The organism is Enterococcus sp. 125944 (genome assembly GCF_051909435.1).
Classification (GTDB): domain Bacteria; phylum Bacillota; class Bacilli; order Lactobacillales; family Enterococcaceae; genus Enterococcus_D; species Enterococcus_D gallinarum.
The window spans coordinates 1-25,470 of the sequence record NZ_JBQASY010000026.1; the positions used below are offsets into that span (position 1 = coordinate 1).

Genomic DNA, 25,470 nt, shown 5'->3' on the forward strand with positions numbered 1-25,470 from the left:
TTACCACACGTTGTGACCTAAAAGCACGCCGACGAACGCTTAGCTATACGAAAATGACCAACCAAAACAAAAAAGTGAGGTGAATGGAAACAAAAAGAAATTGAAATCTCCCAAAAGGTCACCCGCCTCGGAGACAACTTGCTGCCGAAAATGGTTGGTTGATTCGGCTAAGCATCAAATAAGGCAAATCAAACATTATTGGAGGAACAGATCATGAAAGCAAATACACCATACAAAGTAGGAGACATTTTTTATAGTAGTTGGGGCTATGAACAAACCAACGTTACTTTTTGGCAAATTATTAAATTAACCGAAAAAACAGCATGGTTTCGACCCATCAAAAAGCAAACTGTAAAAAACTATACTTCTATGAGTGGAGAAACTATGCCAATACCAAATGAATTTATTGATTATCCGCTTGCACGAACCAAAGACAGCATTGTTAGAAAACGAATTAATCCAGCCTTATATCCCAATGAATTATACGGTAATCGCAGTTGGGATACATTTTACCGCTATGATAATCAACCGGTTTATGAAAGCAGTTATTACTAAGAGGGAATTTCCCTCTTAGTCAACGTTACAAAAATAAAAGGAGCAAGAACAATGAAACCAATAACTCTATATGAAATCTTAGGTGAAGAACGGTCTGACAATTTACCAACAACGCATAAATTAAGAGTTCTTGCTTCTAAATCTATCGGTAAAAAATGATAACTGAGTATTTCTAATCAAGGAGAGATTGCAATGCTAAGAACAAATGCTATTCCTATCGTTGATTCTTACGATCGGAATACCAATAACTATTTAGGATCTTTTGAACAAACAGATGAAAATATTTTGAACTATGTTGCTGGGTTAAGTCCTTTTCAATCTGTACGTTTAGTTGAACATACAACAGATACACTCATTTTAACAACAATCGGCTACTTCTTCGATCAGGTACCTGACCAACAATGGTTACAACAGATTTTACCTAAACTTATCGCAAAACAAACTGGAAAAAAAACCATCGAAGCAGTCAAAATATTTTTTTACTAAATACATGTATTCATTCTCAAGAGATTTTTTCCCTTGAGTGAAAGGAGAAAGAATGATGGCCATACTTCAACCCTTTGGTGAACCAATCGAACGAACAGAATTCATTCAACACTATATGAAATTATTTGTTCAAGTTATTAAACACACTCACCAAATTGATGAATTTTATTCCAAAGAAATAGAGTATCTTCTAGCAGAAAAACAAAAAGTTACTTTACTTTATGACTATTTTGTCGAAATATATGATCGCGCACCAGATTACTTTTATTTATCTGACACACTTACTACTAACTTTTTAGCTAAAGAACATCTTTTTACCACACACAAAAAAAACCTTATGTGTGTAGAACATTTTGTCAATACCTATCTTCATTTGTTAAAAACTCAAAAAATCTGTACATTTGAAGCATTTCAAACAGATTATCTATTTATTTTAGATCGTGAAGCATATTATGCAAAACAAGCATTTGAAAAGCAAAATCAAGCCATTGAAGGCTATCCAGAATTACGCATCCAAAACAATTCTTTTTTACAACAACGATTGTTGAAACAGCTAATAAATGGATTCCATCAACGAAATAAAGGCTATCAAAAAGATCAATAATTGATTCTTTTTGATAGGTTTTTTCCATCAAAAACAGAAACTGTTTTTTAATTGTTTGATTACTTTTTCAGTCATAAAGATCATTCGAATTTTTTCAAACAAATTATCCATATCTTCTAATATTAATGGAACATCTGCAATTATTCGATCCCTATTCGTACCAAATAATTCAATCGATGAAGCATCAAAGAAAGAAACTGCTTTTTCTAAATTACTAAATGTAGTTAGCTCTTATCTTCCTCAACATTAGAAACGCTTTGTACATTGACACCTAATTTATTAGCCAGCTCTTTTTGTGTAGCTCCCTTTTTCTTTGGCAATCTAGATAACTTATACTCGAAATTTTCTATCACATAGCCCACTTCTAAACATTAAATTTTTTAAATATATTTTTTTATCCAAAACGTTGCTGCGCCCAATGAATTATCACTTGTATTTGATCCGCCACAAAATTCAACACGCTTATGATAAAATCTTTTGGCGTTGGCATTCCTTCTCCCGATAATAAAATTCTAAAACAAATATAGGCAATACCTAAAATAATCACTAATTTCAATACATACCAAACACCGGTAAGAAAATACTGTCCCATTTTTCCAACATATTCCTTTCTTTAAAGTGTTAATAACCAAATAATACTACAGACAATACAAACTAAAAGAAACAGTAATTTCAAAAAATGCCAACCTACAGAAAATAAAAATCGAATCATTTCTTTTCCCCTCTATTTTTCATATATAGATATAGTTTTTCTTCCAATACTTGTTGTAAATCTAGGATATCTTGCTTGGCAAATCGTCATATTTCATCATTGTTTTTACTGCTTTTTCGTATATCCACATACTTGTGTTGCATATAAATAAATCTTTGTCAACGAATATTTTAACGAATCACTAATACGGTAGCTTAATACTTCCCCTATTTCTACATGTAACATTTTGATTGATTATTGATAATCTAAATATTCTTTAAATAACTGTAGATCATTTCCAACACATAGGATCGTTTCTTTTATTAATTGTTAACAAGCAATCATATACTTTCCCCATCATTGGTCTTCTGTTTTAATCATGTTTCACCCATCTTATCGCAAGCTTTATAGCAAATAATGAATCGCGTCTGGATTTTCTTGTATATATTCATAAACAGCACGCACCTCATCTTCTACAATTTTTTCATCTTGTTCCCGTAATTCTGTTTCTTCTAAAATTTCTCCAAATCGATTCAATCCTAAAATTTCATCCACAGTTTTTACAATCTTCATTGTACGAGCAGGTTGTGTCTTTAAATACATCAATTTCCGATTATAATTTGGCTTTTCTGGTGTCATTGTCAAATTGACTTTTCCAACGTTCTGAATCAATTTTCCCCATGGTTTCCACACATTTGTGTTTTTCTCTCCCTCAAACATTATTAACTGATTGGATAAAATCCCCATCGTTAAATCTGAAAAATCTACTTTATTTAAGTATTGTTCAATAAAACTGACCGCTTTTGCATCACGTAAGCGAATTTCATAACGATTTTTTACCTCGACCTCTTCCAACGGAAGTTTCTGCTTTTTTGCAATTTCATAATTTTTCTGATAAAAACAAAAATACATCAAACTTTGTGAACTACCTAAATAAACAGATAAGCCACTACTTAGATTATCTAACAACTGTTTTTCTTCTTGAAATCGCCAGGTTCGAAATTTTGAATCAAATTCGCCACGATTTAGTTTTTGTGCAAATTCATGTAAAGAAAATAGTTCTTCAAAATCATCTACCGCAATATCAATTCTTCGAGGCACACCATTGAAAGAGACACATCGTGTAAAGAATTGATACCAACTATCATTTCGTTCATCCAGTACACTTTCATAATTCCGACAGCCTTGACCAGATAATTCGATCAACACTCCTTTATCGTCACCTTTTTTAGAATTTAATACACGGATCATGCCTTTTTGATACATTTCAATATAACCATATAAGCGGGTTTCTGCATAAAAAAAAGAGTTAAAATCCATTCCCAAAATTTCTTCCACAACTGTTTTCGTATCATTTGTCGGAACTCGTACACGGACATAATCAAATTTAATTTCTAAACTCGTAAAACTTGAAAAATTCGCATAAAATTCACAAAGTGCTTCTTCTTGTTCTTTCGAGCAACTTCGTTGGTCATTTTCTATCATTGATAAAAAAGATTGTGGCCACCCTAATGTATCTGCCACTAATTTCTGCGTCAAATTCCGACTTAACCGCATTTGCTTTAATTGTGTCCCATCCAAATATATCTTTCCTTTCTTTTGTGATATTTTATGTTACAAAGCGAAGAAAAATATCACAAAATTTTTGAAGCAAAATAGTGTTATATCAATGTTTCAATCACCCATCTTTGCCACCGAATATAAATTCTACCCCCCTGTTAGAATATGGGGGTTTTAGGCGTGCGCTACGCGCACGCCCCACAACGCATCCTGCACCTCAGGGCTTTCGCTAACGCTAGGACGCTTCCGCGTCCTTCCGCCCTGAGGCTTGTTTGCTTGTGGAGCATACGCACAGCATCTTCCGTATTCTAATGAGGACAAATTTAATTTTCTGGCAACGCAAAGGACAAGTTAATATCCTCTACTTGTAGGTACAGTCGAGACCGGTCTTTACTTTTAACATAAGAACAGGAAAGTCCTTTGAATCGTCCATAAAAAACAGGCTGTTCCGCTGCTTTTTCGACAATTTGGTCACTATAGGATCGAGCACTTTTATTTGAAGTAAAAACCCGTCATATTCGCCTTCGATAATTGTCATAAGGCAACTGTAACCAATCAGTTAACTCGTTGGATACATACGTTCTACTCTCCAACGATTCTCTACTTTTTTATTGATAAAGAAGCTTAATCTCTTCTCACTGAAAACAATTGCCAAAAAAGAGTCAATCATTAAATCTTTTATTCCTAATCGAGTTCCACATGTAGCTGGGATTTCTTCATACATTTTTTCCCTCTTTCGTCTCCTTAATTTTTTCAGCCATTAATTGATCAGATAGTTGTTTAAATTCCGCAAAAAAGTTAAATCTTGTTATATCGATAAATGGCGCATAAAATTCTCGTACTTGATCGGTTCCCGAATCAATATAACCACGACCTTTAATCGGCTTATTAAATAATGATTTTACTGTATGTTCAAAGATCATCTTATACCCAGCTTTGGATACTCTTCCCAGTGTTACACGTAAACCAAAATTATCTCGTATCGCGCCGTCCAAATACTTTGTATCTGGGCGTTGGGTACCTAAAATTAAAAACACGCCACATTGACGACCCATTAAAGCAATTTGGTTCAAACATCCCATTGCCTTCTTTTTTTCTTTAGTATCTAACGATGCATAATATGCTGCCCATTCATCAATCACCAAAAAATGAGGAGTTAGATGATAATAAGTATAATCGTACCCTAACTCATACTCGGGCTGTTCTCTTAAAAAATCGTATCGATTAGCGGTTTCTTTAGCTAGATTTATTAAACAAGATAAAATACCACCACCATAAAAAACTTGATCTTTAAAAATTAGTATTTTTTCTAAACTAGCCAAATCTGCACGTTTTGGATCACAAATATCAAATGTACCATACGGTAATAATGCATAGATCAAAGACATCATAAAATACGTTTTTCCACCTCCAGTACTTCCTATAATTATGGCATGTGGTGCTTTATTAAATGCCCATTGAACATTCTTCATTAAGGTGATTATGCCATCTTTTACGGTTATATCTCGAATCCCAATACGATTTTTTTCCACATCGTATAAAAAGGTATAACAAATATAATTTTTCTCTCGTTGCTCTTCTACTAAATCACAAAAAAAGGCTTCTTCTAGTTGCCCAGCCATCTCATTAAACCGATCTTGAAAGGGGCCTAAATCTAACGGCAATCGAACATGAATCAAGCCATTTTTATAGTGATAAAAAATTTTAGGATAGTACACCACTTTCCGACGACCATTTTTCAATACTCTTTCAAGAATCAATCGTCGACTATGTACCATCCCTGCTAATTTTCCTTTATGAATCAATCGTTGATAAATATTATAGAACCAAAAATACAAACACATATATGAAAATAGACCAGCTAAACCAAATGCGATTATCCAATAAACACAGCACCATTCCCATGTGATCGTTGTGTAAAAGAGAGAAAAGAATCCACTCATTAGCAACAGAACCGGCAACATAAGATAAAAAATAAATCGTTCAGAGGCATGTTTATGCCTGTTTCGAATACGAGTACCTTTGTATTGAAACATTTATTCTCGTCTCCTTTTTGTCTTTAAAAACTATCAAAAGGTATTTATATGAATTAATGTCCACTTTTTTCTTTATTTATCTTTGTTATAATAAAAAAGAAAGGAGGATACTCACATGCAACATTCTGATATTTCTTCATACTTAAATATTATTTTAATCGCTATCAATATAAGCATAGGGTTATACACATTTAGTACTAATCAAAAATCTAATCGAATAAATCCTATCATTGACCATTTGTTACACAAAGTTTTTATTCCTTTTCAAAACACTATTGGCAAATCTTTATTTAAAGAAGTGGACGACCAAAATATCAATACAATTCATAAAAATCTAACTCTACTATATGATGAAATTCACAATACTGATTTAGAATTTGCTTTGTCCTATACAACTACGTATTATTTACAAAGAATATTAAATTTAGGTATTCCAACTAATGTTAGACAATTCAAAAAATATAATTATGAATATAAAAATTTTTCTCATTACTACTACAAAGACTTAAATAAATTTAGAAGAAAATCTGGACTTCCTCGATACAGCAACATGTATAGAATAAACTTTGGGCTTTATAAAAATAAAATATGGGTTTATTCTCGTCATTTTTATTATTATTTATTACTAATAACATCTATTTTTTTCATTGAATTATTAATATATTGGATGAAAAATTTTAATTAAAACTAGTGCCATAAAAATCAGCCAATGCATATACAATACAATACTTAAATAATACAAAATGCGTAAAGGATAAATTATATCTAACCACCATCTAAATCCTAAATAAATCCAAAAATTTACCCAAGCAATGCTGAAAACTAATCTAATTCCCCCATATCGTCTTCTCCTTCCTTATTCAATTCTACAAAAAAGAAAGAGTAGTGGTATTCACTACTCTTTCTTTACATTACCTTTGTTTGGTTCTGTTTTTTCTTTTGCAGAAAGAACATGATTTGAGGTAGCCATTTGAAAAATGTTTTTTCCTGTTTTTTTATAACGAAGCGCAGATACTTTCAAATCATTCTCTGCTCGATTACTCATTGATTCGCGATCAATAGAAATCCAAAAACGAAATTCCACCTCTTCTAATTCCACTACATCGCCAAAACTTAATCCATCCAAATTTGTTTTTGGTGGAAAATTCACCACGAACATTGTTTCTTGGGTAGCACTTGAAAATTCAACTGGACGCTCTTTAATTTCTCCTGTGTTTTCATTATCTTCATACAGCATACGTGGACGTTGTGCCTTGACAAAATAGATTTCTCCTAGTGTTTCTTTTACCAATCCTGGGACAATTCCTTGATCAAATTCTAGTGTCATTAGTTATTTCCTCCTTTTACTTCTACACGATCGACTAACAAATAAAACCTATTACGTGCTATTTTGTTTGTTTCACCGTCATTTCCAATATTTCGTACATCTGCTCGACGAGAAATTCTAGGATTTGCCAGTAACACTTCTGCATTGTATCGCATGGCTTTAGGCGCACCACCGACAGCTACACGCACTTCAATTTCTCCCATCTTTTCAGAGTTCATCTGAAAAATCTCCCACTCTACTTTCTTCATATTTCCTCGACGATCTCGTTCACCTGTCGAGCCAACGTGTTTTTGATTAAAACACTTTCCCAATACTTCTTCCTGACTAATTGCAACATAAGATAAACCCATTTTTATTCTCTCTCCTTACTAAATAGTTTTCTTAAACATATGACGCAAATGACGCCATTGTTTTTTACCATAAAAAATGCCCCCGGTTACTGCTGTTAAAAGAGAACCAAGGATAGTTAAACTAATTTGAAGTTCTTCACCTGTTTTTGGCAATACTTTTGTTTTCCCATCGATTGTTTTGATTTCAATATTGCCGCTAGGTAGTTTTTTTACAGGAATGGATAAATCTTCTACCAAATTCCCTTGATTATCTTGTACAAGTGGTACACCATCTTGTACCCCAACAATCGCTTGACCAGTCGCTACTTGTAAAGGAGTTTCAGGTGTTGGGACATGATTAATTTCTTCTAAATTACTTGTCACAATAGGAATTGATTTTTCGGTACCCGTTCCTTGTACAATTTTTCCATCTGAACTGACTGAAACAGTCATTTCCTTTTCCGATACAGTCTTTATATGATTTTCAGGTGTTAAATTTTTGGGAGCTCCTAAATCATTTTTCTTTTCTGTTTCTTTTGGTGTATCTATTGTAGTAGATGAAGAACTAAAATCGTCTATTTTTGAATCATTATCTACCGAACTAGTTCCCGAATAAGACTCACTTGTAGTTGGTGTAGTATCTTTATCATTCGTTGTTTCTCCAGTAGAAGGCGATACAACTGGTGTTTCATTTTCTGAATTTTCCGTTAGATCAGGAACAACGGGTGTTGTTGGTTCAGTTACTTCTGAAGATATATCCGGATCAACAGGAGTTGGTTGATCCGGAACAGACTCATCTATTTTAGAAATATCTGGAATTGGAATAACAGGTGTTGTTTCTTCTATCACAGGTGGCGTAACTGGTGTAATACCTATTTCATCTGCAAAAACGTTTATTCCACCAGCAAGAACTACGGAACTAAATAAACATGCGAAAAATAGCTTCTTCATTCTCTTTTTCCTTTCTTTTTTCTTCATAAAACGAAGAACATTTCTTATCTTTTCAAATGTTACTTATGCAATAACTTTTTTAAAACCAAACAAGCGATTAGGCATCTAACCGCTTGTTTGTCCTACTTAGTCTTTGACTTTGCGTAACTCGTAAAATGTAAGACCTGCTGCTAAAACAAATAGCACACCAATGATCATCCATAATACAGTATCTTCTGATCCTGTTTTTGGCAACATTGGTACTACTGAAGCTTGTTTCACCTCTTTAAAAGGTTGTGATTTTTCAGGAATTTTTGGTTCCGGTACTTTTGGAACTTCTACAAAATAAACCGTTTGATCTTCTGATTTTAAGTCTACGTTGTGGTTTGCGATTTGTTCAAATCGAACTTCATAATCGTTTTCATCTTTTGGTTCACTTTGGGCTTCTAACCATTCTGCAAAAGATAATCCTTTGCCTGCTAGCTTACGTCCATCTACCAAAAATTCAAATAAGAACTCTAAAGTTGTCTTATCTGCTTTGAAAATTTTTTCAGCACTTGTACCGTCTAATTTCACACCATCAGGTGTAATATAACCTTGTACGAGCACTTTGTACGTTTGACCAACAATTAAGTCGTTCAACTGTACCCATTCTTTCACTTTTTGATTTGGTAAAGCTTGTAATTGTTTTTCGCCGTTTTGACCTGTTGCTTTTGTATGAATCATAGGGTTCACAATACGAACCGTTTGTCCTTTATCGTGAATATCTGTATGAGACGCAACTAAGCGTCCGTCACGATAGATATTTTCAAATACGACTATCTCTTTTCCAGCTAATGCACTAGCATCAAAGACAAAGTCAAGGGAAATCATTCCGTTAGGATTTTTTGCGACAAACACTTTACTTGCGGTAATTTGTTTACCATTTACTAACAACGGTACGTCTTTTCCTGCTGTGATAGATTCTTCCTTATCCATCAAAACACCATTGACGGTATAAGTTTTTCCGATGATTAGATTACTGTATTTTACAGTGTCTGTAATCGTTACTTTTTTCAATGGGGTCACTCTTTGTTGGTTTGTATACTTACCGATAGCTGTAGTACCAATTTTAGGTGGAATCCGTTTGTTTTCCACTTCTAGTGCAATCACTGTACCGTCTTTATCAACCGTTACAGTAAATGGTACGTCTTTATCTAAGACCAGATACCCTGCTAATGGTTTCACTTCTTTAAAGAAGTAATCGCCAACCAATAAGTCTTTCACATTGATTTTACCTTTTTTGTCTGTTTTGAATGTACCAACAAAGGTTGTGCCTGTTTCATCTTTTTTGAATAGGTCAAATCCAACACCAGCAATCGCCGTTTTTTGATCAAAATTCGTACTAGTATCATATTTGAAAACCTCTACGTTGGCTTTCGCTAAACGGTTAGCGAAGTAGATTAATTCAATCGTATTGGTGTCGTCTGTTACTGAAAAGACATAAGGCGTTTTATTTAGAACATATTTTTCAGGTGCTTTGATTTCTCGTAACTCGTAACGATTTTTTCCGTATTTCAATGTATCCGTTGTGACAAAGTACCCTTTCTCGTTTGTTGTAAATATGTCTGAAACCTCTGTATCATTCGGTAATGCCATCGATACATAGCCACCTTTACCATTGTTTGCGTATTTATCCCAAATTTTGAATTGGGTACCAGATAGAGCAATGACTTTCCCTGTTTCTTGATCCACTTTCACCACTTTAAGACGTTGTTCGATTACTTTGTCTTCTAAAACATAATGGAAGGTTTGCCCATTTTCAGAAATTGTGACTTCGAATGGTTCAAACAGTTTATATCCTTCTTTTCCTTTGGTTTCAGAAAGAATGTACGTATCAAAGACAACGGTATTTTTACCAAAAGTAGCGTAACCATCATTATCTGTCACAACTGTTTTCACCACTTTTCCAGTTGTTTTTGACGTCAAAGAGATTTCAATACCAGCTAATTTTGGTTTGTTGTCTGGATTGGTTGAATCGACTAAATCTTTATTTGCGACTTTGACTAAATCAATGGTTCCTTTGATCACTTGATCTTTTGCGATCGTATTGACAGTTTTTCCAGGTTCAACGACGATTTCAATTGCTTCATCAGAAAGTACATAACCTTTTGGTGCTTTGATCTCTTTTAAAACATATTTACCAGGATCAAGATCTTTGATTTCTGCCTGTACTTTGCCATTGATATTTTTCAATGTAATTTCTTTGATTTTCTTCCCATTTGCTTGATACAAGCCATACACTGCATTTTCTAAAGAAGCTGCACCTTGTGCTTTCACACCGGTTTCTGCATCTTCTTTAAAGACACGAATGTTTCCTTGTTTCAAAGTGGTCAAATTGACAACAGAGTCACCAGGTACAAAAGGATTCAGCACCCCAATTGTTTGAGCACCTGGACGACGATACGCTAATGGCACGCCTAATGCTTCAATTTGATTGAAATGAATTTTTGCCTTTTCTGGTGCCTCTTTTGTGATTGTAATCCATACTTCATTATCATGAATAGATACATTAACACCTTTTGGCTTTTGAATGTCTTTTACACGTTGTAGAAAGTCATTGCCACTTTTTACTTTTAACGTTTCGCCAATTTTTACCGTATGTGTTTGATTATGAAAAGTAGCTCTTACATCAAAATTATTAAGCAAACGTTGAATTTCTGCTTTTCGACGATCATAGTCAATACGGATATTTTTAATTGGAATTTTTGTGCCCAAAACTTCCCAAATCATAAATTGTGCCGCAATGTATTGTTCATCGGATTTGTCTTTGCTTGTGACATATCCTAAATAAGAGATCAAGCTTGTTTTTTTTCGTATATTTAAATCTTTCAAATAGTTTTCTAAAGCAGTAGCTGTATAAACTTGACCTTCTGCGGCTGCGACACCAGGTTCAATACAAAATGCTACTTGTCCATTAATCTCAAAACGAACCATGTAATTTAAAGTGAAATTGGGATTATTGGCACTAGAAATAACACCAATATTTTCGCCCCAATCAATTTTCCGACCACCCAAAACTGCTGTATTGGTTGCACGTCGCACCCGTGCACTTCGAGCGGTTTGTGGTACAATCAATGTAACTTCTTTTGAAGAAGTAGAAGAAACAGCTTCTTTTTTTATTTTCTCTTTTTGTGTATCACCTGATTCCTCAACTTTTTTCAATTCAGGTTCATGAGATTCTGTCGAAAGAGCTGTTTTCTCTTCTTTTTCAGAAGAAAGTGAAGTATTAGAATTCATTTCTTCTTTCGTCAATTCAATCGGAGTCGTTGCCTCTTTTGAATCTTCTGATTGAACTGATTCTGTTCCTTCGTTTATTACAGTAGAACAACTTTTTTCTGATGAATTTTCCTTTTCAAAAATTGTTTGAACTTCAGGTGTTTCTATTGGTATTTCTTCTGCCACAACTGGACTATCTCCTGGTTGTTGGCTTTTACCGATGGTTTCATCGAGTACGCTTTTTTCGTTCATTGAAGGTGCTTCTGTTGGTGGAACAAATTCTGTCGATATCTCTTCTTTGGCAGTCTCTTTTGGTAAATCGGATTGTACTTCAACTTCATTTGAAGTAGGAGAAACTTGAGAAACAGTTGTTCCTTGAGTTATTTCTTCTGCTTGTGTTGTCAGTGAGCCTACCCAAAAAAATACTTGACAAAAAGCTGCCAATAAAGCAACTTTCAAGCAAAGCTTTTTGTTTCTTATCATATCAAGAAACCTCCTTTTATAAATTTTTTATAAAAAAAAACGTCGATAACTTAATAAGTATCGACGTAAACTATTTATTGTGTTCTTAATCAAAAAATCTAAAGAAGCATAGCCTATTATGCATATTGTATCTATCTTAATATTTGATATATTCCTATCATACCTACTACTCTCATTTTGAATTTGAAGGAGAAAAATTCAAAACTCATCTGTACATTTAGCTTTTAAATCAAATTTTTTACCTTTTGTAATAGAAATAAATATTTTTCGTTCACATCTCTATTTTCTATTAAAATACAAAGTTTAAGCAGTAACATGAAAATAAGCAGTGAATTCAGTATTGTATTTTAAACCTCATAAATCATGAATAAACTGCTATGGATATTTAAAATAATGGTACAGATAAAAATATGCTGAAAAATACTTTGTTTATTCATATCTTGAACATATTTTTTTTGATCTACAACGCAAATTATTTCTCTGTTTTTTTATTTTTATTTCTTTATAATCATACCCAATTTCGCTCATCAATTCTTCCCATGTCTTATTTGTCCGTCTCAAAATTGTATATACAGATGGAAGATGTTTGGATTTTGAATAGTTTTGAAATTTTGTCATAGATAAATCATCTTCCATATTAAGTCTAATTATTTCATTCTTAAGCTCTAAAAGTATCTCAAAATTAGTTAATCCCTTATTCACTTCCTTTTTAAAAAGAAAACGAATGTCGCCCAATCTATTCTTTAAAGTGCTTAAACACGGAACATCTTTACCAGCAGACTTTTTTTCATAAACGCGTTGTGATTTTATTTTTTCTGAATCAATAAATATTTGTGCCACTTTTATTAATTCATCGGTCTCCATTCTAGCCCATTTTTTAAATCCGTTATTATCAATTCCAATGCTATTCAGCAAATTATTCCACGAGCCATATTTATTAATAATAAACCACATGCTGGGAGCTGAATGTGGATTTTTCGATAACTGTTTCTGATATTCTCGACTAGATTTTATTTCGTAAGTTTCAATAAACTGACTAATTGTTAATATAATTTTTAAATCGCTTTGATCCTTCCAAACAATACGCTTATCTTTTCCCATTACAAAAAACTCCTAAAATTATTTAAATAGAAACCTATCACATAAACTTTTTAGCACAATCGTATATGTTTTGCTTTTTTCGAAAGCATTCAACCTTTTTAGCAACTCGGGTTCAAAAATTGCTAAATTCGGTAAGTGTTTAGGTATTTTTCGTATTAAATTTGTCGTCAAAATGACTACTAATTTTTTCGGTATTTTGACGATAATAGTAGTCAATATTGGGAGATTCAGGACAATTTGAGAGAACATTAGAAAAAAAGGCCCAAAACATATTAAAAATGTGATAGAGAAAAAAGAAAAAGTCCTTGATATACAAGGACTTTTCACAGATTTCAGATTTCCAAGGAAGTTTTCCGTGTTTATCTTCTGATTTCTTTGATACGAGCTGCTTTTCCGTGTAATGCACGCAAGTAGTACAATTTTGCACGACGTACTTTACCGTAACGAACAACTTCGATTTGTGCAACACGTGGTGTGTGCAATGGGAAGGTACGTTCAACACCTACACCATTTGATACTTTACGAACGGTATAAGTTTCGCTAATACCAGCTCCGCGGCGTTTGATAACAACACCTTCAAATAACTGGATACGTTCGCGCGTTCCTTCAACAACTTTCGCATGAACGCGAACAGTGTCCCCAGGACGGAAAGCTGGGATGTCAGTACGTAATTGTTCTTGAGTTAATTCTTGAATCAATGGATTCATCTTTATCATTCTCCTTATTCCCAAACATTCTTAAAGCAATTTGCTCCAGCGGAATATCGTAATAGTTGAGTTTACACTCACTGAAATATCTTACCATAACTTTCCAGCTCATGTAAAGACAAATTTCTTGTCACCAGCTTTTTTTCCCGACATTTATTTTGTCTCTATAAAAAAGACAACGGACTAGACTGGTGCTTCTAGTATCCGTTGTGGTGGTTTCATTTGATTGCAGGTGCGATTCTAGATACTGAGATTTCTTACTTTGATTCATCCTCTGCCGAAGCTTCTTCGTCGATCTCTTGTAGCATTTTTTTCATTTCTGCTGTTAGGGGATAATCCGCCAACATATCAGGTCGCCGATGATAAGTTCGTCTCAAGGATTCTTTTAAGCGCCATTCTTCGATCAGTTTGTGGTTGCCGTTCATCAAGACTGGTGGGACCGTCATCCCTTGAAATTCTGCTGGTCGCGTGTACTGCGGGTGTTCAAGCAACCCTGTGGAGTGGGAATCAGTCTGCGCAGACGTCTCGTTTCCTAGCACTTCAGGCAGCAAACGAACGGTCGCATCGATCATCACCATCGCGCCTAATTCGCCACCAGTCAAAACATAATCCCCGAGAGAAACTTCATCCGTCACTAGCGAACGAATTCGTTCATCATACCCTTCATAATGTCCGCAGATAAATACCAGATGCTCTTCTTGCGAAAAAGATTCGGCCATTTTTTGATCGAATTTCTTACCGGCAGGGTCTAACAAGATAATACGTTTTTTGGTTTGCGGGGTGGCAGTTTCAATCGCTTTTAAATTATCATAGATCGGCTGAACTTTCAGCAGCATCCCTGCCCCTCCGCCATAAGGGTAGTCATCTACTGTTTGGTGTTTGTTGTCCGAAAATTCGCGAAAGTTTGAGACATTGATTTCTAGAAGCTCTTTTTCCCGAGCTTTTCCAATGATCGATTCCCCCATTGGGCCGTCAAACATTCTTGGGAATAAGGTTAAAACATCAATCCTCATCATCCAACAACCCTTCTGGGATCTCAATATGCACTTCGCCTTTATCCAAATCAATTTGCTTTACCACTGATTCGATGTAGGGAATCAACGCATCTTTTTTGCCTTTGCGTTGGACTACCCAAACATCATTGGCACCGGGAGATAGGATTTCTTTGATTTTTCCTAGTTCTCTGGCTTGCTCATCAATGACGGTCAAGCCGATGATTTCATGATAGTAATACTCATTTTCTGTTAGTTCGCTTAATTCGTCTTTTGAAACTTTTAAGATACCGTCTCGCAAAGGTTCCACATCATTGATCGTGGGGTACCCCTCGAATGTCAATAAATCAAAATTCTTGTGTTTACGATGACCAGCGACGGTTAATTCCAGCGGTGCTTTATTTTCTCGAAACAGTGTTAATCGTTGCCCTTTACGGTAGCGTTCTTCTGGGAAATCGGTTTGCGAGATCACTCGTACTTCTCCCCGGATTCCGTGGGTATTGACAATTTTTCCTACATTTAAAAATTCAGTCACGATTGGTCCTCATTTCCTTTATAATCCTTCTCATTTTAGCATGCGCAGTTAAGGAATTCTAGTGTTTTCCCGAGGTGGAACTGCTTGGATCATCAACAAGCATGGATTTTCCGCTCCCCAAAGGGTGGGAAAAGTTTCCACCGGCAAGAATCCCATAGATCGATAAAAGTTTCGTGTACGCTGATAATATTGGTCTGGATGCGTCTCTGCCAATGTCTTAACCTGTAAAAAGGCCATACTTTCTCGTTGGCACCAACGGATGGCTTCTTGGATCAATTGGCTGCCGATTCCTTGATGGTGATCGGCTTTCAATACGCCCATAACATAGATCTCAGCAGTCGCTGGACTTGTTTTTACAAGGGTCAAAAAACCTTTGTTTTCTACTACGATCATTTCTTGATAGGCACTTTTTTCAATATAATCGGCAGTGCTTTCAGGCAGACCGAACCATTCCGGCAAATCAGCCAGAATGGTTTGTGCGATCTGTTTCTTTTCTTGAGGATCAGATAAATACGTAATTTGCATGACTTCCTCCTACACGTTAGATTGGCTCTTTTATTGATTCATTGAGACAGCCATTTTCAATGCGGATAAAGGATCTTGATGTTGCAAGGTATAAGTGATCTTACTGTCTTGCCAAGAAACGCTGTTAGCCGTGTAATCTGATTTTCCCATATCAATGGTGATTTGACCAATTCCTGGAGCGGGCAGCATAGCTTCTTCTAAATAGGCCACGATTTTTTTTGCTACTGGCACGGGATCTTGATTTTCTTGATTGACTGCTCGTACCGTCAAGTTCCAATTACCTTCTTGCCAACTTAGATAACTGGAACCAGCTGCACCTTGCATATGACCAGTGATGTTATGTCCTAGATCGACCGCCTGTCCGCCTTCATCAAGGTTCGCATGTACAGCCTCCGCCGCTTGGTCTTCATTTTCGTAAGCAGCATTTTTGTAGCTAGCGACTGGTGTCTCATTGTTCAATGATGGATCATTCAATTCTCGTTGATCATTTAACTGATAATAGAGGATAGAGAGTTGATCTGCCCCTTCGTCGGTTGCAGCATTCAAGGTCTTTTGCTCCGTCAGCGGCACCTCTGATGGCAAGCGATCCTGCGGAAAAGCAGCTGACAACTGATCCAGTGTTCCTGCTTGGGTAACTGTCTTACTTGAAGTTTGCGCGGCACTGCTGGAGGCTGCCTCACTACTACTGCTACTGCTTTCAGAAGAAATGGTTGTACTAGTATGAGTGCTTGAATGGGTTGACTCAGACTTATCCGTGTTATTTTTCGTGTCGCATCCTGCTAATGCCCCAATGGCCAATACTGTCACTAGGAGACCTATTTCTTTTTTCATGATGATTTCCCCCTTTTTATTGAGCATACCCTTTCCAAAATAAAAAGACAAACAACTTTGCTTGTCTCCTGTTCCTAGCTAATCCTATTCGAAATCCAGCTTTGCAAGGCTTGCCAGCCGTCTTTTACCCATTGAATTCCTTGGTCCAAATAAGTTGGTAGTTGATCCCAGCGGAAATCTCGTGTCCATTGGCTAACTTGTGTAAAGATGACATCCCGATAGATCCATAGTAAAAATAGCAAAAACAATACGCCTAATGTGCGCCAGATAAATGACCCCACTTTATAAATAAAGATCAAAACAAAAATAAATAGGATCCATGCAATCACTTGTGACATACTCCCGCCTCCTTTTTCTTATTATCTCAAAAATCAGCCGATCTGTCATAGGTCTTGAGCATGAACTAACAGGATAGAAAAAAAGCATCACTCAATGAGTGATGCGATCAATTACTTTCCATCAATGATATTTAAACGGACCTTTTTGGGGCCGTTGGTGCGAACCCCGTAAACGATCGTCCGGATTGCTTTAGCCACCCGACCTTGTTTACCAATGATTCGTCCGATATCTTCCGGAGCAACTGTAAGATTATATTCAAAGAAATCTTCTGATTCAACCACATCAAGCTGGATCTCCTCAGGTTTGGTCACTAATGGTGAAACGATCGTTAAGACTAATTCTTGCAAATCATTCATCCGTCGTCACCTTATTTCTTAGTGAATTTAGCTTCGTGGTGTTTTTTCATTACGCCTTCTTTTGAAAGAATATTGCGTACTGTATCAGAAGGTTGCGCACCTTTTGATAACCAATCAAGAATCAAATCTTCTTTGATTGTCACTTCAGCTGGGTCTTGCAAAGGATTGTAAGTACCTACTGTTTCGATGAAACGTCCGTCACGAGGAGAACGTGAATCTGCTACGACAATACGGTAAAAAGGTTTCTTTTTAGAACCCATGCGTTTTAAACGAATTTTTACTGCCATTATTTACACCTCCATTGTTTTAATCACAAGAGCTAGTTTAACAGGTTTTACTGACGGTGTAAAGAGTTTTTTCTTTACAGTCTCTTTTTTTCTGTTTCTTTCTTCTATAGGTTATCTTTTGCCAGATTTTCCTGCAACGCGTATCATTAGAGAGAGACAGTCATTATAGCTGAGACATCGCTTTATGACTGGATTTTTTAGGCAAATGCTTTTTATTTGTCAGTTTTACTTACTTTTGGTAAGATAAAACATGTAAAAGATATGAGGAGGAATTCAACATGACAAAAAAAATTGGTTTTATCGTTGGTAGTTTACGCGAAGGCTCTTATAACAAGCTGGTAGCGAAGAAATTTGCAGAATTATTGCCAGAAGGTTTCGAAGCTGTCTTTTTAGAAATCGGCAATCTACCATTTTATAATGAAGACTTGGAAGTAGAAGGCAAAGTGCCTACTGAATGGACAACATTCCGTAATGAATTGCAAAGTGTGGACGGTGTATTCTTCTTTACACCAGAGTACAATCGTTCTGTACCAGCAGCATTGAAAAATGCCTTGGATGTCGGTTCACGTCCTTATGGAGCAAGCAGCTGGAGCGGGAAACCTGCTTTAGTCGTAAGTGTTTCACCAGGTGCGATCGCTGGTTTTGGTGCGAACCATCACCTGCGTCAATCATTGGTATTCTTAGATATGCCAACTTTGCAACAACCAGAAGCTTATATCGGTGGAATCATGAACTTGATCGATGAAAACAATACGATCAAAGAAGATACCGTCAACTTCTTCCAAACAATCGTTGACAACTACGTCGACTTGTTTAACCGTTACAACTAAAAACCAGTCACGATTTTGTAACAGTCAGATAAGAAACGCACACTCACTGATCTATCCCATAAGGGAAACCAGTGAGTGTGCGTTTTTTTGCTGGATGGTTCAATGTAAACTCTGAGTGAATCATAAGGAAGTATCTGCAACACAGAAAAAGAGAAACTCAGAAAGCAAGCCATCTATTTCCGTTGATAGTGGATCTCTACGAGTTCACCCATTTGCGTCATATCCACGAATTGTAAACGAGCAGTATACTCTCCTGGCTCAAACAAGCGCTTGCCTGTTCCTAATAACACAGGAGCGATCTGTACATACCATTCATCAATCAGATCTGTTTCCAATAAAGGGTGCAATAACTTTCCACCGCCAACCAACCAAACCGTTTTCTCTTTTTTCAATTGTGATAAAAAAGCAACCGGGTCTTGATCCACAACTACTGCGTCCGTTAAATCAGTCTGTATCTGACGGGAAAACACATAATTTTCTTTTTCTGGATAGAGCTTCTCCGTCGCCAACATTTTTTTGGCTTCTTCGTACGTCTTACGGCCCATCGCTGTTGCATCAATCGTTTCAAAAAATTTCTCATACGTAGTACTTGTCCCCGTATCGGTCTCCAACAACCAGTCCAATTGATCCTTTGCTCCAGCTAAATAGCCATCTAAACTGATAGCGCCATAAAAAACCAGTTTTCCCATATATGACTCCTCCTCGATTTTTCTCGTCTTCTTTCTAACGTTCCTCGTAACAGATACAGCTTGTCAGGTGATCGTTAACCATTCCTACAGCTTCCATGAATGCATAGATTGTCGTCGTTCCTACAAACTTAAAGCCACGGGCTTTCAAATCTTTCGCCAAGCGATCAGAAATTGGTGAATGGGTGGGTACTTCTGATTGTGTTTGAAAATGATTGATGACGGGTCGATGGTCGACATAACGCCATAAAAAATCAGAAAAACTGCCGATTTCTTGCTGAATCGCTAATACGAGTTGTGCATTATGAACTGCCGCTTCTATTTTTCTGCGATTACGAATAATACCGGGATCATCCATCAGTGCTAGAATTTTTTCCTCCGAATAATTGGCTACTGTCTCAATATCAAAGTGATCATATGCTTGATCAAAATTTGCCATCTTGTTCAAAATCGTTTGCCAACTCAGCCCTGCTTGATTCATATCTAAAACCAACTTACGAAACAACTGCTGATCATCATACTCCGGTTTCCCCCAGACATGATCATGGTACTCTTGCATTGCGGGACTACTTGTTGCCCAACCACAACGAATCATAGTCACTCCTCCTTTTTGTCTTATTTTAGCAAAAGTTCTTTACTTTTGATAGTGTACTACGTATACTAGTACACATAAATGAAAGGGGCTGAGTACATGGTCATGATCAACAAGACAAGCAGCAAACCTTATTACGAGCAGCTGATATTGAGCATCAAAGAAGACATCTTGCATGGTGTTTTGAGACCGGGTGATCAAATTCCTTCGGTTCGTGAGATGGCCAAACGCTTGTTGATGAATCCAAATACCGTCAGCAAGGCCTACAAAATATTAGAAAATGAGCAGGTCTTGATCACCATCAAAGGCAAAGGAACGTTTGTCAAAGCACTGGACAGTGTTCCACGCGACGAGCGGCGCATCCAACAATTAAAAGAACGATTGAAAGAATTAGTGATCGAGGCAGGACATTTGCAGATCAGCATCCAAGAAATCACTGCTTGGGTCACTGTTTTTGAAGAAGAACTGGGAGGGATCAATAAATGAACCTAGAAGGCGTTACAAAGAAAATTGAAGGGACTACTATTCTAGAAGATGTTACATTTTCATTGCGCAAAAATGAAATCGTTGGCTTGATTGGGCGCAACGGCTCTGGAAAAACCACGCTTTTCCGTACACTCTCAGGACAGTACGCTTTAGACGGCGGCGAAATCATGATTGATGGTCAATCATTGGCCCAGAAGCCACAACTAAAGGAAAACTTATTTTATATCGATGAAAAAGAGAACTTTTTAGCGGCGTATTCATTGAAAAAAATCAATGCCTTTTATCGTCTCGCTTATTCCCACTTTAATCAAAACCTTTATCTTGAGCTGATGCAGAGCAATGGATTGCCGCTTGGCCATTCGTATCGCCGAATGTCTAAAGGCATGCAAGGATTGTATAAAATGATCTTAGCCATTGCTTCAAATGCCGATTACTTGCTATTGGACGAACCTTTTGACGGTTTAGATATTATTGTACGCAAAAAGGTCATTGGCCTTTTGTTAGAAAACTTGAGTGAATCTAATCGCACAGCCATCATCGCTTCTCATAATCTAAATGAGCTTGAGAACATTATCGACCGAGCCCTTTTAATCAAGGGAAGAACAATCGCTAAAGATTATCGGTTAGAAACGATGCGGGAAAATGCCCGTAAAATTCAATTCGTCTTTCGTGGGAAACAGGTACCGCCAATGATCAAACAGCATTCAAAATTGATCAATCGTCAAGGGCGGGTGATTGTTGCTTTGTTCGAAGAATACGACGCGGCATTAGAAGAACAGATCCGGCAACTAGAGCCGTTGCTCTTTGAAGAACTCCCATTGACCTTGGAAGATTTATTTGAAGCCAATTTGAGTCAAGAATCCTTGTTGAAAGGTTAGAGGTGAAAGAAAATGTTAAAACAAATTTATTCCCAGCGATATGGCAAACTGTTGCTTGGCTTTTGTCTGATCTTGGTTTTGATTTATGCAGGAATGGGCTGGGATACCCAACGTTCTTGGCATAATCAAAAGAACTATTTTGATTCAGAAGAATTCAAGAAAGATTTCCAAGAGCATCCTGATTACTATATTAAGGACTATAACGGAGAAAAACCAGTCTATTACTCATCGATCGATGAATACAAGGATGAAAACTTGCTCATTTATAATAGGCCGGTACCAGAAAGTAATGGACAGGATACGTATATTGCTAATTTCAATACCTCAGGCGCTTATTTTATTCTTCCATTATTGTTTGTTTTTGGTTTTCTTAGTTTTTTCATTGATCAAAAGACAAATTTCAATCGTTTTTTATTCTCATTGCCGTTTAAAAAACGACAGATTTTCCGTCAAAAAGCGGTTTTCTTATTTGCACCGATCAGTTTCGCTTTAATCATTGGTATTTTGAGCAATATTTGCATTCGCTACTTGATGATTCCCTCCGAATATTTCCAAATTCCGCTATCAGATCTATTCGCATCTGGTGTTGGTACGTTTGTAGGAAATTTGGCAGTGACAGCCATCGGATCCTTATTAGGGGTGCTTTTGGGCAATCTCTTTTTCGGTCCATTAACGATCGTTTTGATTTTTTTCTTGATGAGCGGTTTTTACAGTTTTTACTATAATCTGCAAGAATTTCTGAGCTTTTTCTTCTATGGAAAAGGGGGGCACTTAGTCTTGAACAATCTTTGGAATGACTGGCCCAATGGCTTACCAGTCAATTGGTGGGCAGTCTTCGCCACACTACTCCTATCCTTGTTGTTGATTGCTGCTGCTCAAGAAGTGTTCGCCCGCATCTCCTTAGAAAATGACGGCGACTATCTGACGGTTCCCGCCTTTCGATTGCCCGTCTTTTTAGTGATGGCCATTGGTACTTGGTTCTACTTGATCAATATGAATTGGTTGCTGGTCCAACTCTATTATGATGACTTCTCTCAAACGAGAACTATCGTTTCGATTTGTATTTACTTAGTGGTCTGTCTTGTAGTCAGCTTCCTATTGGTTTATCCGAAAGCAATCAAAAAATGGTGGCATGCTCGTCGCTTTATGAATAGCCGGACTGTCAGCTAGCACTTCTTTGACAGTCTTCCTTTTTAAAAGAAAAAAACAACCGTTAACGAAATCGTTAACGGTTGTTTCAGTTAAATTAGCGGTTAGGCTTATCTTTATCGTCATGTTTATCAAAGAAATGATTCACTTTGCGAGAAACGTCATCTGCAAAGTCTTCTACTTTATCTTTCACTTTACCGTATTCGTTTTGGGTTTTCCCTTTTAATTCTTCGGAGTCATCGCCCGTAACTTTCCCTTTTGTTTCAGTAATTTTACCTTCAACTCGATCTTTGTTTGTCATCGTCACTTGCTCCTTTCAATTACTATAAATAAATAGTAGCATCTATCCGTCTAAAGCACGAATATTTTGCCTTGCAACGCGTTCAAGTACTTAATGAATCTACTTGGATCAGCTAGTTAAACCATCTATCCTTGCTCAGCCGATACATGTTCAAAGGTCGCTATATTACGTTTCAGCTATCGATCCAACTGATAGGTATTCCCTTTTCCAAACAAGCAACTGACGAACAGAAGACCGCAAACGAAAAAAGCAACCGTTGTCGACCAAACCATCTTCTAGTATCAGAAATGATCCTGGAATCTTTTCGATACTTTTCATGGTGATCAGCATAACGGCTGCTTGCTTATTTCAGTTAATTATTTACGTTTTTTCTTTTTCTTCTTTTGTTTTTTGACCATTCGGTTCATGGCCATTTTACCTAATTTTCCTTTAACACCGCCGCCAAACATTTGATCCATACCCGGGATATTCATATTCCCTTTGGTCATTTGTTGCATCATTTTTCGGGATTCTTTGAATTGTTTGATCATCCGATTGACTTCGACCACGCTATTTCCAGACCCCGCTGCGATCCGACGACGACGACTTGGATTCAGCAAATCAGGATTCTCCCGTTCTGCAGGCGTCATTGAATAGACCATCGCTTTTTGACGCGCGATTTGTTTCGGATCGACTTTGACGTTTTCGATACCTGGCATTTGACTCATTCCTGGAATCATCTTCAAAAGATCTTCGATAGGTCCCATGCCCATCACTTGGTCGATCTGCTCAACAAAGTCATTGAAGTCGAAGGAATTTTCTTTCATTTTTTGCGCTAATTCTTCTGCTTTTTTCTCGTCGTAATCTTGTTGGGCTTTTTCGATCAGCGTCAACATGTCTCCCATACCTAAAATACGGCTGGACATCCGATCAGGGTGAAAGACTTCTAAGTCTGTCAGTTTTTCCCCAGTACCGGTAAATTTGATTGGCGCACCAGTCACTTGTCGAATGGAAAGCGCAGCACCCCCACGAGTATCCCCGTCTAGTTTCGTAATAACGACCCCAGTAATACCTAATTGTTGATTGAAGCTGTCGGCGACATTCACGGCATCTTGTCCAGTCATCGCATCAACGACTAAGAGGATTTCATTCGGCTGTGCTAACTCTTTGATCTGCTTCAATTCATCCATCAATGTTTCATCGATGTGTAAACGACCGGCAGTATCGATTAGGACATAATCATTTTTCTTTTCTCTTGCCAATGCCATCCCTTGACGAACGATCTCAACAGGACTGACATCGGTTCCCATATCAAAAACTGGTACATCTAATTGTTGGCCTAAAACTTTCAGCTGATCGATCGCTGCTGGACGGTACACGTCTCCTGCGATCATCAAAGGCCGCGCATTTTCTGTCTTGATCAAATGGTTGGCTAATTTCCCAGCAAATGTCGTTTTACCGGCCCCTTGCAGACCAGCCATCATAATAACAGTCGGGATTTTTGGTGATTTCTCAATACCAACTGTTTCAGAACCTAATGTTTTGGTCAGTTCCTCATCAACGATCTTGACGATTTGTTGCGCGGGAGATAAGCTGTCTAAGACTTCTGCTCCAACTGCACGTTCACGAACATTTTTGGTAAATTCCTTGACTACTTGTAAATTAACGTCGGCTTCTAATAAAGCCAAACGAATCTCCCGCATCATTTCTTTTACATCTGCTTCAGAAACTTTCCCTTTCTTACGCAGTTTGCTCATCGCCTGCTGTAGGCGTTCTGTTAAACTTTCAAATGCCATCTTTTTTCATTCCTTTATTCTTCGATTTCTTGGATCTCTTCGATCAACGAGCGCAATGTCTCATCTTTGGGATAGTGCGTCTTGGTGTAATCAGATAATTGCTCCAACAAGTCTTCCCGCATCATATAATCCGAAAACATGTGTAGTTTTTTTTCATAGTCTTCAAGAATTTTTTCCGTTCGTTTGATATTATCATACACTGCTTGCCGACTTACATGGTATTCTTCTGCAATCTCACCTAATGAGAAGTCATCTGCATAATACAATTCCATATAATTCATCTGCTTCTCAGTTAACAGTGTAGAATAAAATTCAAACAACGCGTTCATTCGATTGGTTTTTTCAATCTCCATTATTTTCCTCCTGCTCAGCAAGCCAGTCGACATCCGACAGCACGGTCATTCCTTGTTGTTGAAAATAAGCACTGGCGACACCAACACCTTCTTTTTTGACTCCTGAAAAATTGCCGTCGTAAACAATCCGACTGCCGCAAGAAGGACTTTTTTCTTTTAAGATCAGTTGCGTGATCCCAAGATCGCGTAATTTTTGATAGGCAAGCTTTGCGCCGTTCATAAATTGTTCTGAGACATCTTCTCCAGTGACAGTAATGACTTTGGCTTTTTGTGACCAAACATCTCTACCGTCCCCACCAACAATTTCTGCTGGCTCACGAGGAATTGGCAACCCGCCAAGGACTTCTGGACAGACCATCACTGCTTGACCAGTTTGAACGAGTTCAACCAGTTGAGCAACCGCTTGATGCTGCCCGTCATAGCGGCACATGACCCCACCTAAACATGCACTGATTCCAATCATCGAACACCCTCAGCTTTCTTCTCAA

General features: G+C 37.0%; 32 protein-coding genes. 8 read left to right on the top strand and 24 right to left on the bottom strand.

Annotation, left to right across the window (positions count from 1 at the left end; genetic code table 11):
* Window positions 1-213: 213 nt before the first annotated feature.
* The 3 genes from ACTFWY_RS16040 (at window position 214) to ACTFWY_RS16050 (ending at window position 1,645) form a co-directional block, all read left to right on the top strand.
* Entirely contained in the window at window positions 214-555 is a 342-nt protein-coding gene (locus ACTFWY_RS16040; RefSeq protein WP_278019263.1) for a hypothetical protein, read from the top strand.
* Window positions 556-747: 192 nt separating this feature from the next.
* Complete coding sequence (locus tag ACTFWY_RS16045; protein ID WP_278019264.1) at window positions 748-1,041, top strand: hypothetical protein; 294 nt, start codon at window positions 748-750, stop codon at window positions 1,039-1,041.
* A 55-nt stretch (window positions 1,042-1,096) separates the two neighbouring features.
* Complete coding sequence (locus ACTFWY_RS16050; protein ID WP_423118932.1) at window positions 1,097-1,645, top strand: hypothetical protein; 549 nt, start codon at window positions 1,097-1,099, stop codon at window positions 1,643-1,645.
* Window positions 1,646-1,869: 224 nt separating this feature from the next.
* Here ACTFWY_RS16050 and ACTFWY_RS16055 read toward each other — a convergent pair whose 3' ends face one another.
* From ACTFWY_RS16055 to ACTFWY_RS16075, 5 genes are all read right to left on the bottom strand, one after another.
* A complete protein-coding gene (locus ACTFWY_RS16055) occupies window positions 1,870-2,007 on the bottom strand; it encodes a helix-turn-helix domain-containing protein (protein ID WP_113809308.1) in 138 nt (45 codons plus the stop codon).
* Window positions 2,008-2,039: 32 nt separating this feature from the next.
* On the bottom strand, window positions 2,040-2,237 hold the full coding sequence (locus tag ACTFWY_RS16060) for a hypothetical protein (RefSeq protein WP_049219549.1): 198 nt from the start codon (window positions 2,235-2,237) through the stop codon (window positions 2,040-2,042).
* Window positions 2,238-2,741: 504 nt separating this feature from the next.
* Window positions 2,742-3,917, bottom strand: coding sequence for a replication initiation factor domain-containing protein (locus ACTFWY_RS16065; protein ID WP_060815654.1), 1,176 nt, complete (start codon window positions 3,915-3,917; stop codon window positions 2,742-2,744).
* Between the two features lie 538 nt (window positions 3,918-4,455).
* Window positions 4,456-4,620 (bottom strand): hypothetical protein, encoded by a 165-nt coding sequence (locus ACTFWY_RS16070; RefSeq protein WP_154731831.1) that lies wholly within the window; start codon window positions 4,618-4,620, stop codon window positions 4,456-4,458.
* On the bottom strand, window positions 4,613-5,932 hold the full coding sequence (locus tag ACTFWY_RS16075; RefSeq protein ID WP_439926760.1) for an FtsK/SpoIIIE domain-containing protein: 1,320 nt from the start codon (window positions 5,930-5,932) through the stop codon (window positions 4,613-4,615). The genes ACTFWY_RS16070 and ACTFWY_RS16075 overlap by 8 nt, the downstream gene beginning before the upstream one ends.
* Before the next feature lie 115 nt (window positions 5,933-6,047).
* On the opposite strand from ACTFWY_RS16075, the gene ACTFWY_RS16080 reads away from it, so the two are divergent.
* A complete protein-coding gene (locus ACTFWY_RS16080; protein ID WP_113850090.1) occupies window positions 6,048-6,617 on the top strand; it encodes a hypothetical protein in 570 nt (189 codons plus the stop codon).
* Window positions 6,618-6,827: 210 nt separating this feature from the next.
* On the opposite strand, the gene ACTFWY_RS16085 is transcribed toward ACTFWY_RS16080, so the two are convergent.
* From ACTFWY_RS16085 to rpsP, 13 genes are all read right to left on the bottom strand, one after another.
* Window positions 6,828-7,259 (bottom strand): DUF961 family protein, encoded by a 432-nt coding sequence (locus tag ACTFWY_RS16085; protein ID WP_113850091.1) that lies wholly within the window; start codon window positions 7,257-7,259, stop codon window positions 6,828-6,830.
* The gene (locus ACTFWY_RS16090) at window positions 7,259-7,609 is read right to left on the bottom strand and encodes a hypothetical protein (protein ID WP_060815221.1); all 351 of its coding nucleotides are present in this window, start codon (window positions 7,607-7,609) and stop codon (window positions 7,259-7,261) included. The genes ACTFWY_RS16085 and ACTFWY_RS16090 overlap by 1 nt, the downstream gene beginning before the upstream one ends.
* Before the next feature lie 18 nt (window positions 7,610-7,627).
* Complete coding sequence (locus ACTFWY_RS16095; RefSeq protein WP_113850092.1) at window positions 7,628-8,566, bottom strand: LPXTG cell wall anchor domain-containing protein; 939 nt, start codon at window positions 8,564-8,566, stop codon at window positions 7,628-7,630.
* Between the two features lie 99 nt (window positions 8,567-8,665).
* A complete protein-coding gene (locus ACTFWY_RS16100; RefSeq protein WP_423118922.1) occupies window positions 8,666-12,259 on the bottom strand; it encodes a SpaA isopeptide-forming pilin-related protein in 3,594 nt (1,197 codons plus the stop codon).
* A gap of 429 nt (window positions 12,260-12,688) precedes the next feature.
* Window positions 12,689-13,360, bottom strand: coding sequence for a hypothetical protein (locus ACTFWY_RS16105; RefSeq protein WP_439926763.1), 672 nt, complete (start codon window positions 13,358-13,360; stop codon window positions 12,689-12,691).
* 359 nt (window positions 13,361-13,719) lie between these two features.
* Window positions 13,720-14,067 (bottom strand): 50S ribosomal protein L19, encoded by a 348-nt coding sequence (rplS, locus tag ACTFWY_RS16110; RefSeq protein ID WP_002357176.1) that lies wholly within the window; start codon window positions 14,065-14,067, stop codon window positions 13,720-13,722.
* A gap of 257 nt (window positions 14,068-14,324) precedes the next feature.
* Window positions 14,325-15,080: a tRNA (guanosine(37)-N1)-methyltransferase TrmD gene (gene trmD, locus ACTFWY_RS16115; protein WP_003127691.1), complete on the bottom strand. Its 756-nt coding sequence runs from the start codon at window positions 15,078-15,080 to the stop codon at window positions 14,325-14,327.
* Window positions 15,070-15,594: a ribosome maturation factor RimM gene (rimM, locus tag ACTFWY_RS16120; RefSeq protein ID WP_003127690.1), complete on the bottom strand. Its 525-nt coding sequence runs from the start codon at window positions 15,592-15,594 to the stop codon at window positions 15,070-15,072. Before rimM ends, trmD begins: the two co-directional genes overlap by 11 nt.
* Before the next feature lie 48 nt (window positions 15,595-15,642).
* Window positions 15,643-16,119 carry a GNAT family N-acetyltransferase gene (locus ACTFWY_RS16125; protein WP_081131251.1) on the bottom strand — a complete coding sequence of 159 codons (477 nt, stop codon included), beginning with the start codon at window positions 16,117-16,119 and terminating at the stop codon, window positions 15,643-15,645.
* A 30-nt stretch (window positions 16,120-16,149) separates the two neighbouring features.
* Window positions 16,150-16,950, bottom strand: a complete 801-nt coding sequence (locus tag ACTFWY_RS16130) for a hypothetical protein (protein WP_439926770.1) — start codon at window positions 16,948-16,950, stop codon at window positions 16,150-16,152.
* Between the two features lie 74 nt (window positions 16,951-17,024).
* Window positions 17,025-17,288 carry a hypothetical protein gene (locus ACTFWY_RS16135; RefSeq protein ID WP_081131250.1) on the bottom strand — a complete coding sequence of 88 codons (264 nt, stop codon included), beginning with the start codon at window positions 17,286-17,288 and terminating at the stop codon, window positions 17,025-17,027.
* Between the two features lie 111 nt (window positions 17,289-17,399).
* Window positions 17,400-17,645 (bottom strand): KH domain-containing protein, encoded by a 246-nt coding sequence (locus ACTFWY_RS16140; protein ID WP_003127686.1) that lies wholly within the window; start codon window positions 17,643-17,645, stop codon window positions 17,400-17,402.
* Window positions 17,646-17,656: 11 nt separating this feature from the next.
* Window positions 17,657-17,932 carry a 30S ribosomal protein S16 gene (gene rpsP / locus ACTFWY_RS16145; protein ID WP_003127685.1) on the bottom strand — a complete coding sequence of 92 codons (276 nt, stop codon included), beginning with the start codon at window positions 17,930-17,932 and terminating at the stop codon, window positions 17,657-17,659.
* Window positions 17,933-18,210: 278 nt separating this feature from the next.
* On the opposite strand from rpsP, the gene ACTFWY_RS16150 reads away from it, so the two are divergent.
* A complete protein-coding gene (locus tag ACTFWY_RS16150) occupies window positions 18,211-18,762 on the top strand; it encodes an NADPH-dependent FMN reductase (protein ID WP_208774819.1) in 552 nt (183 codons plus the stop codon).
* A gap of 173 nt (window positions 18,763-18,935) precedes the next feature.
* On the opposite strand, the gene ACTFWY_RS16155 is transcribed toward ACTFWY_RS16150, so the two are convergent.
* Window positions 18,936-19,451, bottom strand: coding sequence for a dihydrofolate reductase family protein (locus ACTFWY_RS16155; protein WP_439926772.1), 516 nt, complete (start codon window positions 19,449-19,451; stop codon window positions 18,936-18,938).
* A 34-nt stretch (window positions 19,452-19,485) separates the two neighbouring features.
* Entirely contained in the window at window positions 19,486-20,043 is a 558-nt protein-coding gene (locus tag ACTFWY_RS16160; protein WP_439926773.1) for a DNA-3-methyladenine glycosylase I, read from the bottom strand.
* Between the two features lie 96 nt (window positions 20,044-20,139).
* Between ACTFWY_RS16160 and ACTFWY_RS16165 the strand changes: the two genes are divergently transcribed.
* The 3 genes from ACTFWY_RS16165 to ACTFWY_RS16175 are packed head-to-tail and all read left to right on the top strand — an operon-like array spanning window position 20,140 to window position 22,574.
* Window positions 20,140-20,526, top strand: a complete 387-nt coding sequence (locus ACTFWY_RS16165; RefSeq protein WP_003127681.1) for a GntR family transcriptional regulator — start codon at window positions 20,140-20,142, stop codon at window positions 20,524-20,526.
* Window positions 20,523-21,404: an ABC transporter ATP-binding protein gene (locus ACTFWY_RS16170; RefSeq protein ID WP_005471930.1), complete on the top strand. Its 882-nt coding sequence runs from the start codon at window positions 20,523-20,525 to the stop codon at window positions 21,402-21,404. The genes ACTFWY_RS16165 and ACTFWY_RS16170 overlap by 4 nt, the downstream gene beginning before the upstream one ends.
* Window positions 21,405-21,416: 12 nt before the next feature.
* Window positions 21,417-22,574, top strand: a complete 1,158-nt coding sequence (locus ACTFWY_RS16175) for an ABC-2 transporter permease (RefSeq protein WP_081131249.1) — start codon at window positions 21,417-21,419, stop codon at window positions 22,572-22,574.
* A gap of 76 nt (window positions 22,575-22,650) precedes the next feature.
* Here ACTFWY_RS16175 and ACTFWY_RS16180 read toward each other — a convergent pair whose 3' ends face one another.
* The 4 genes from ACTFWY_RS16180 to ACTFWY_RS16195 form a co-directional block, all read right to left on the bottom strand.
* Complete coding sequence (locus ACTFWY_RS16180; protein ID WP_096710927.1) at window positions 22,651-22,854, bottom strand: CsbD family protein; 204 nt, start codon at window positions 22,852-22,854, stop codon at window positions 22,651-22,653.
* 356 nt (window positions 22,855-23,210) lie between these two features.
* The gene (gene ffh, locus ACTFWY_RS16185) at window positions 23,211-24,629 is read right to left on the bottom strand and encodes a signal recognition particle protein (protein WP_003127677.1); all 1,419 of its coding nucleotides are present in this window, start codon (window positions 24,627-24,629) and stop codon (window positions 23,211-23,213) included.
* Window positions 24,630-24,643: 14 nt separating this feature from the next.
* Window positions 24,644-24,982 carry a putative DNA-binding protein gene (locus tag ACTFWY_RS16190; RefSeq protein ID WP_156248146.1) on the bottom strand — a complete coding sequence of 113 codons (339 nt, stop codon included), beginning with the start codon at window positions 24,980-24,982 and terminating at the stop codon, window positions 24,644-24,646.
* Window positions 24,972-25,445 (bottom strand): DUF523 domain-containing protein, encoded by a 474-nt coding sequence (locus ACTFWY_RS16195; RefSeq protein WP_081131248.1) that lies wholly within the window; start codon window positions 25,443-25,445, stop codon window positions 24,972-24,974. Before ACTFWY_RS16195 ends, ACTFWY_RS16190 begins: the two co-directional genes overlap by 11 nt.
* Window positions 25,446-25,470: the final 25 nt, after the last annotated feature.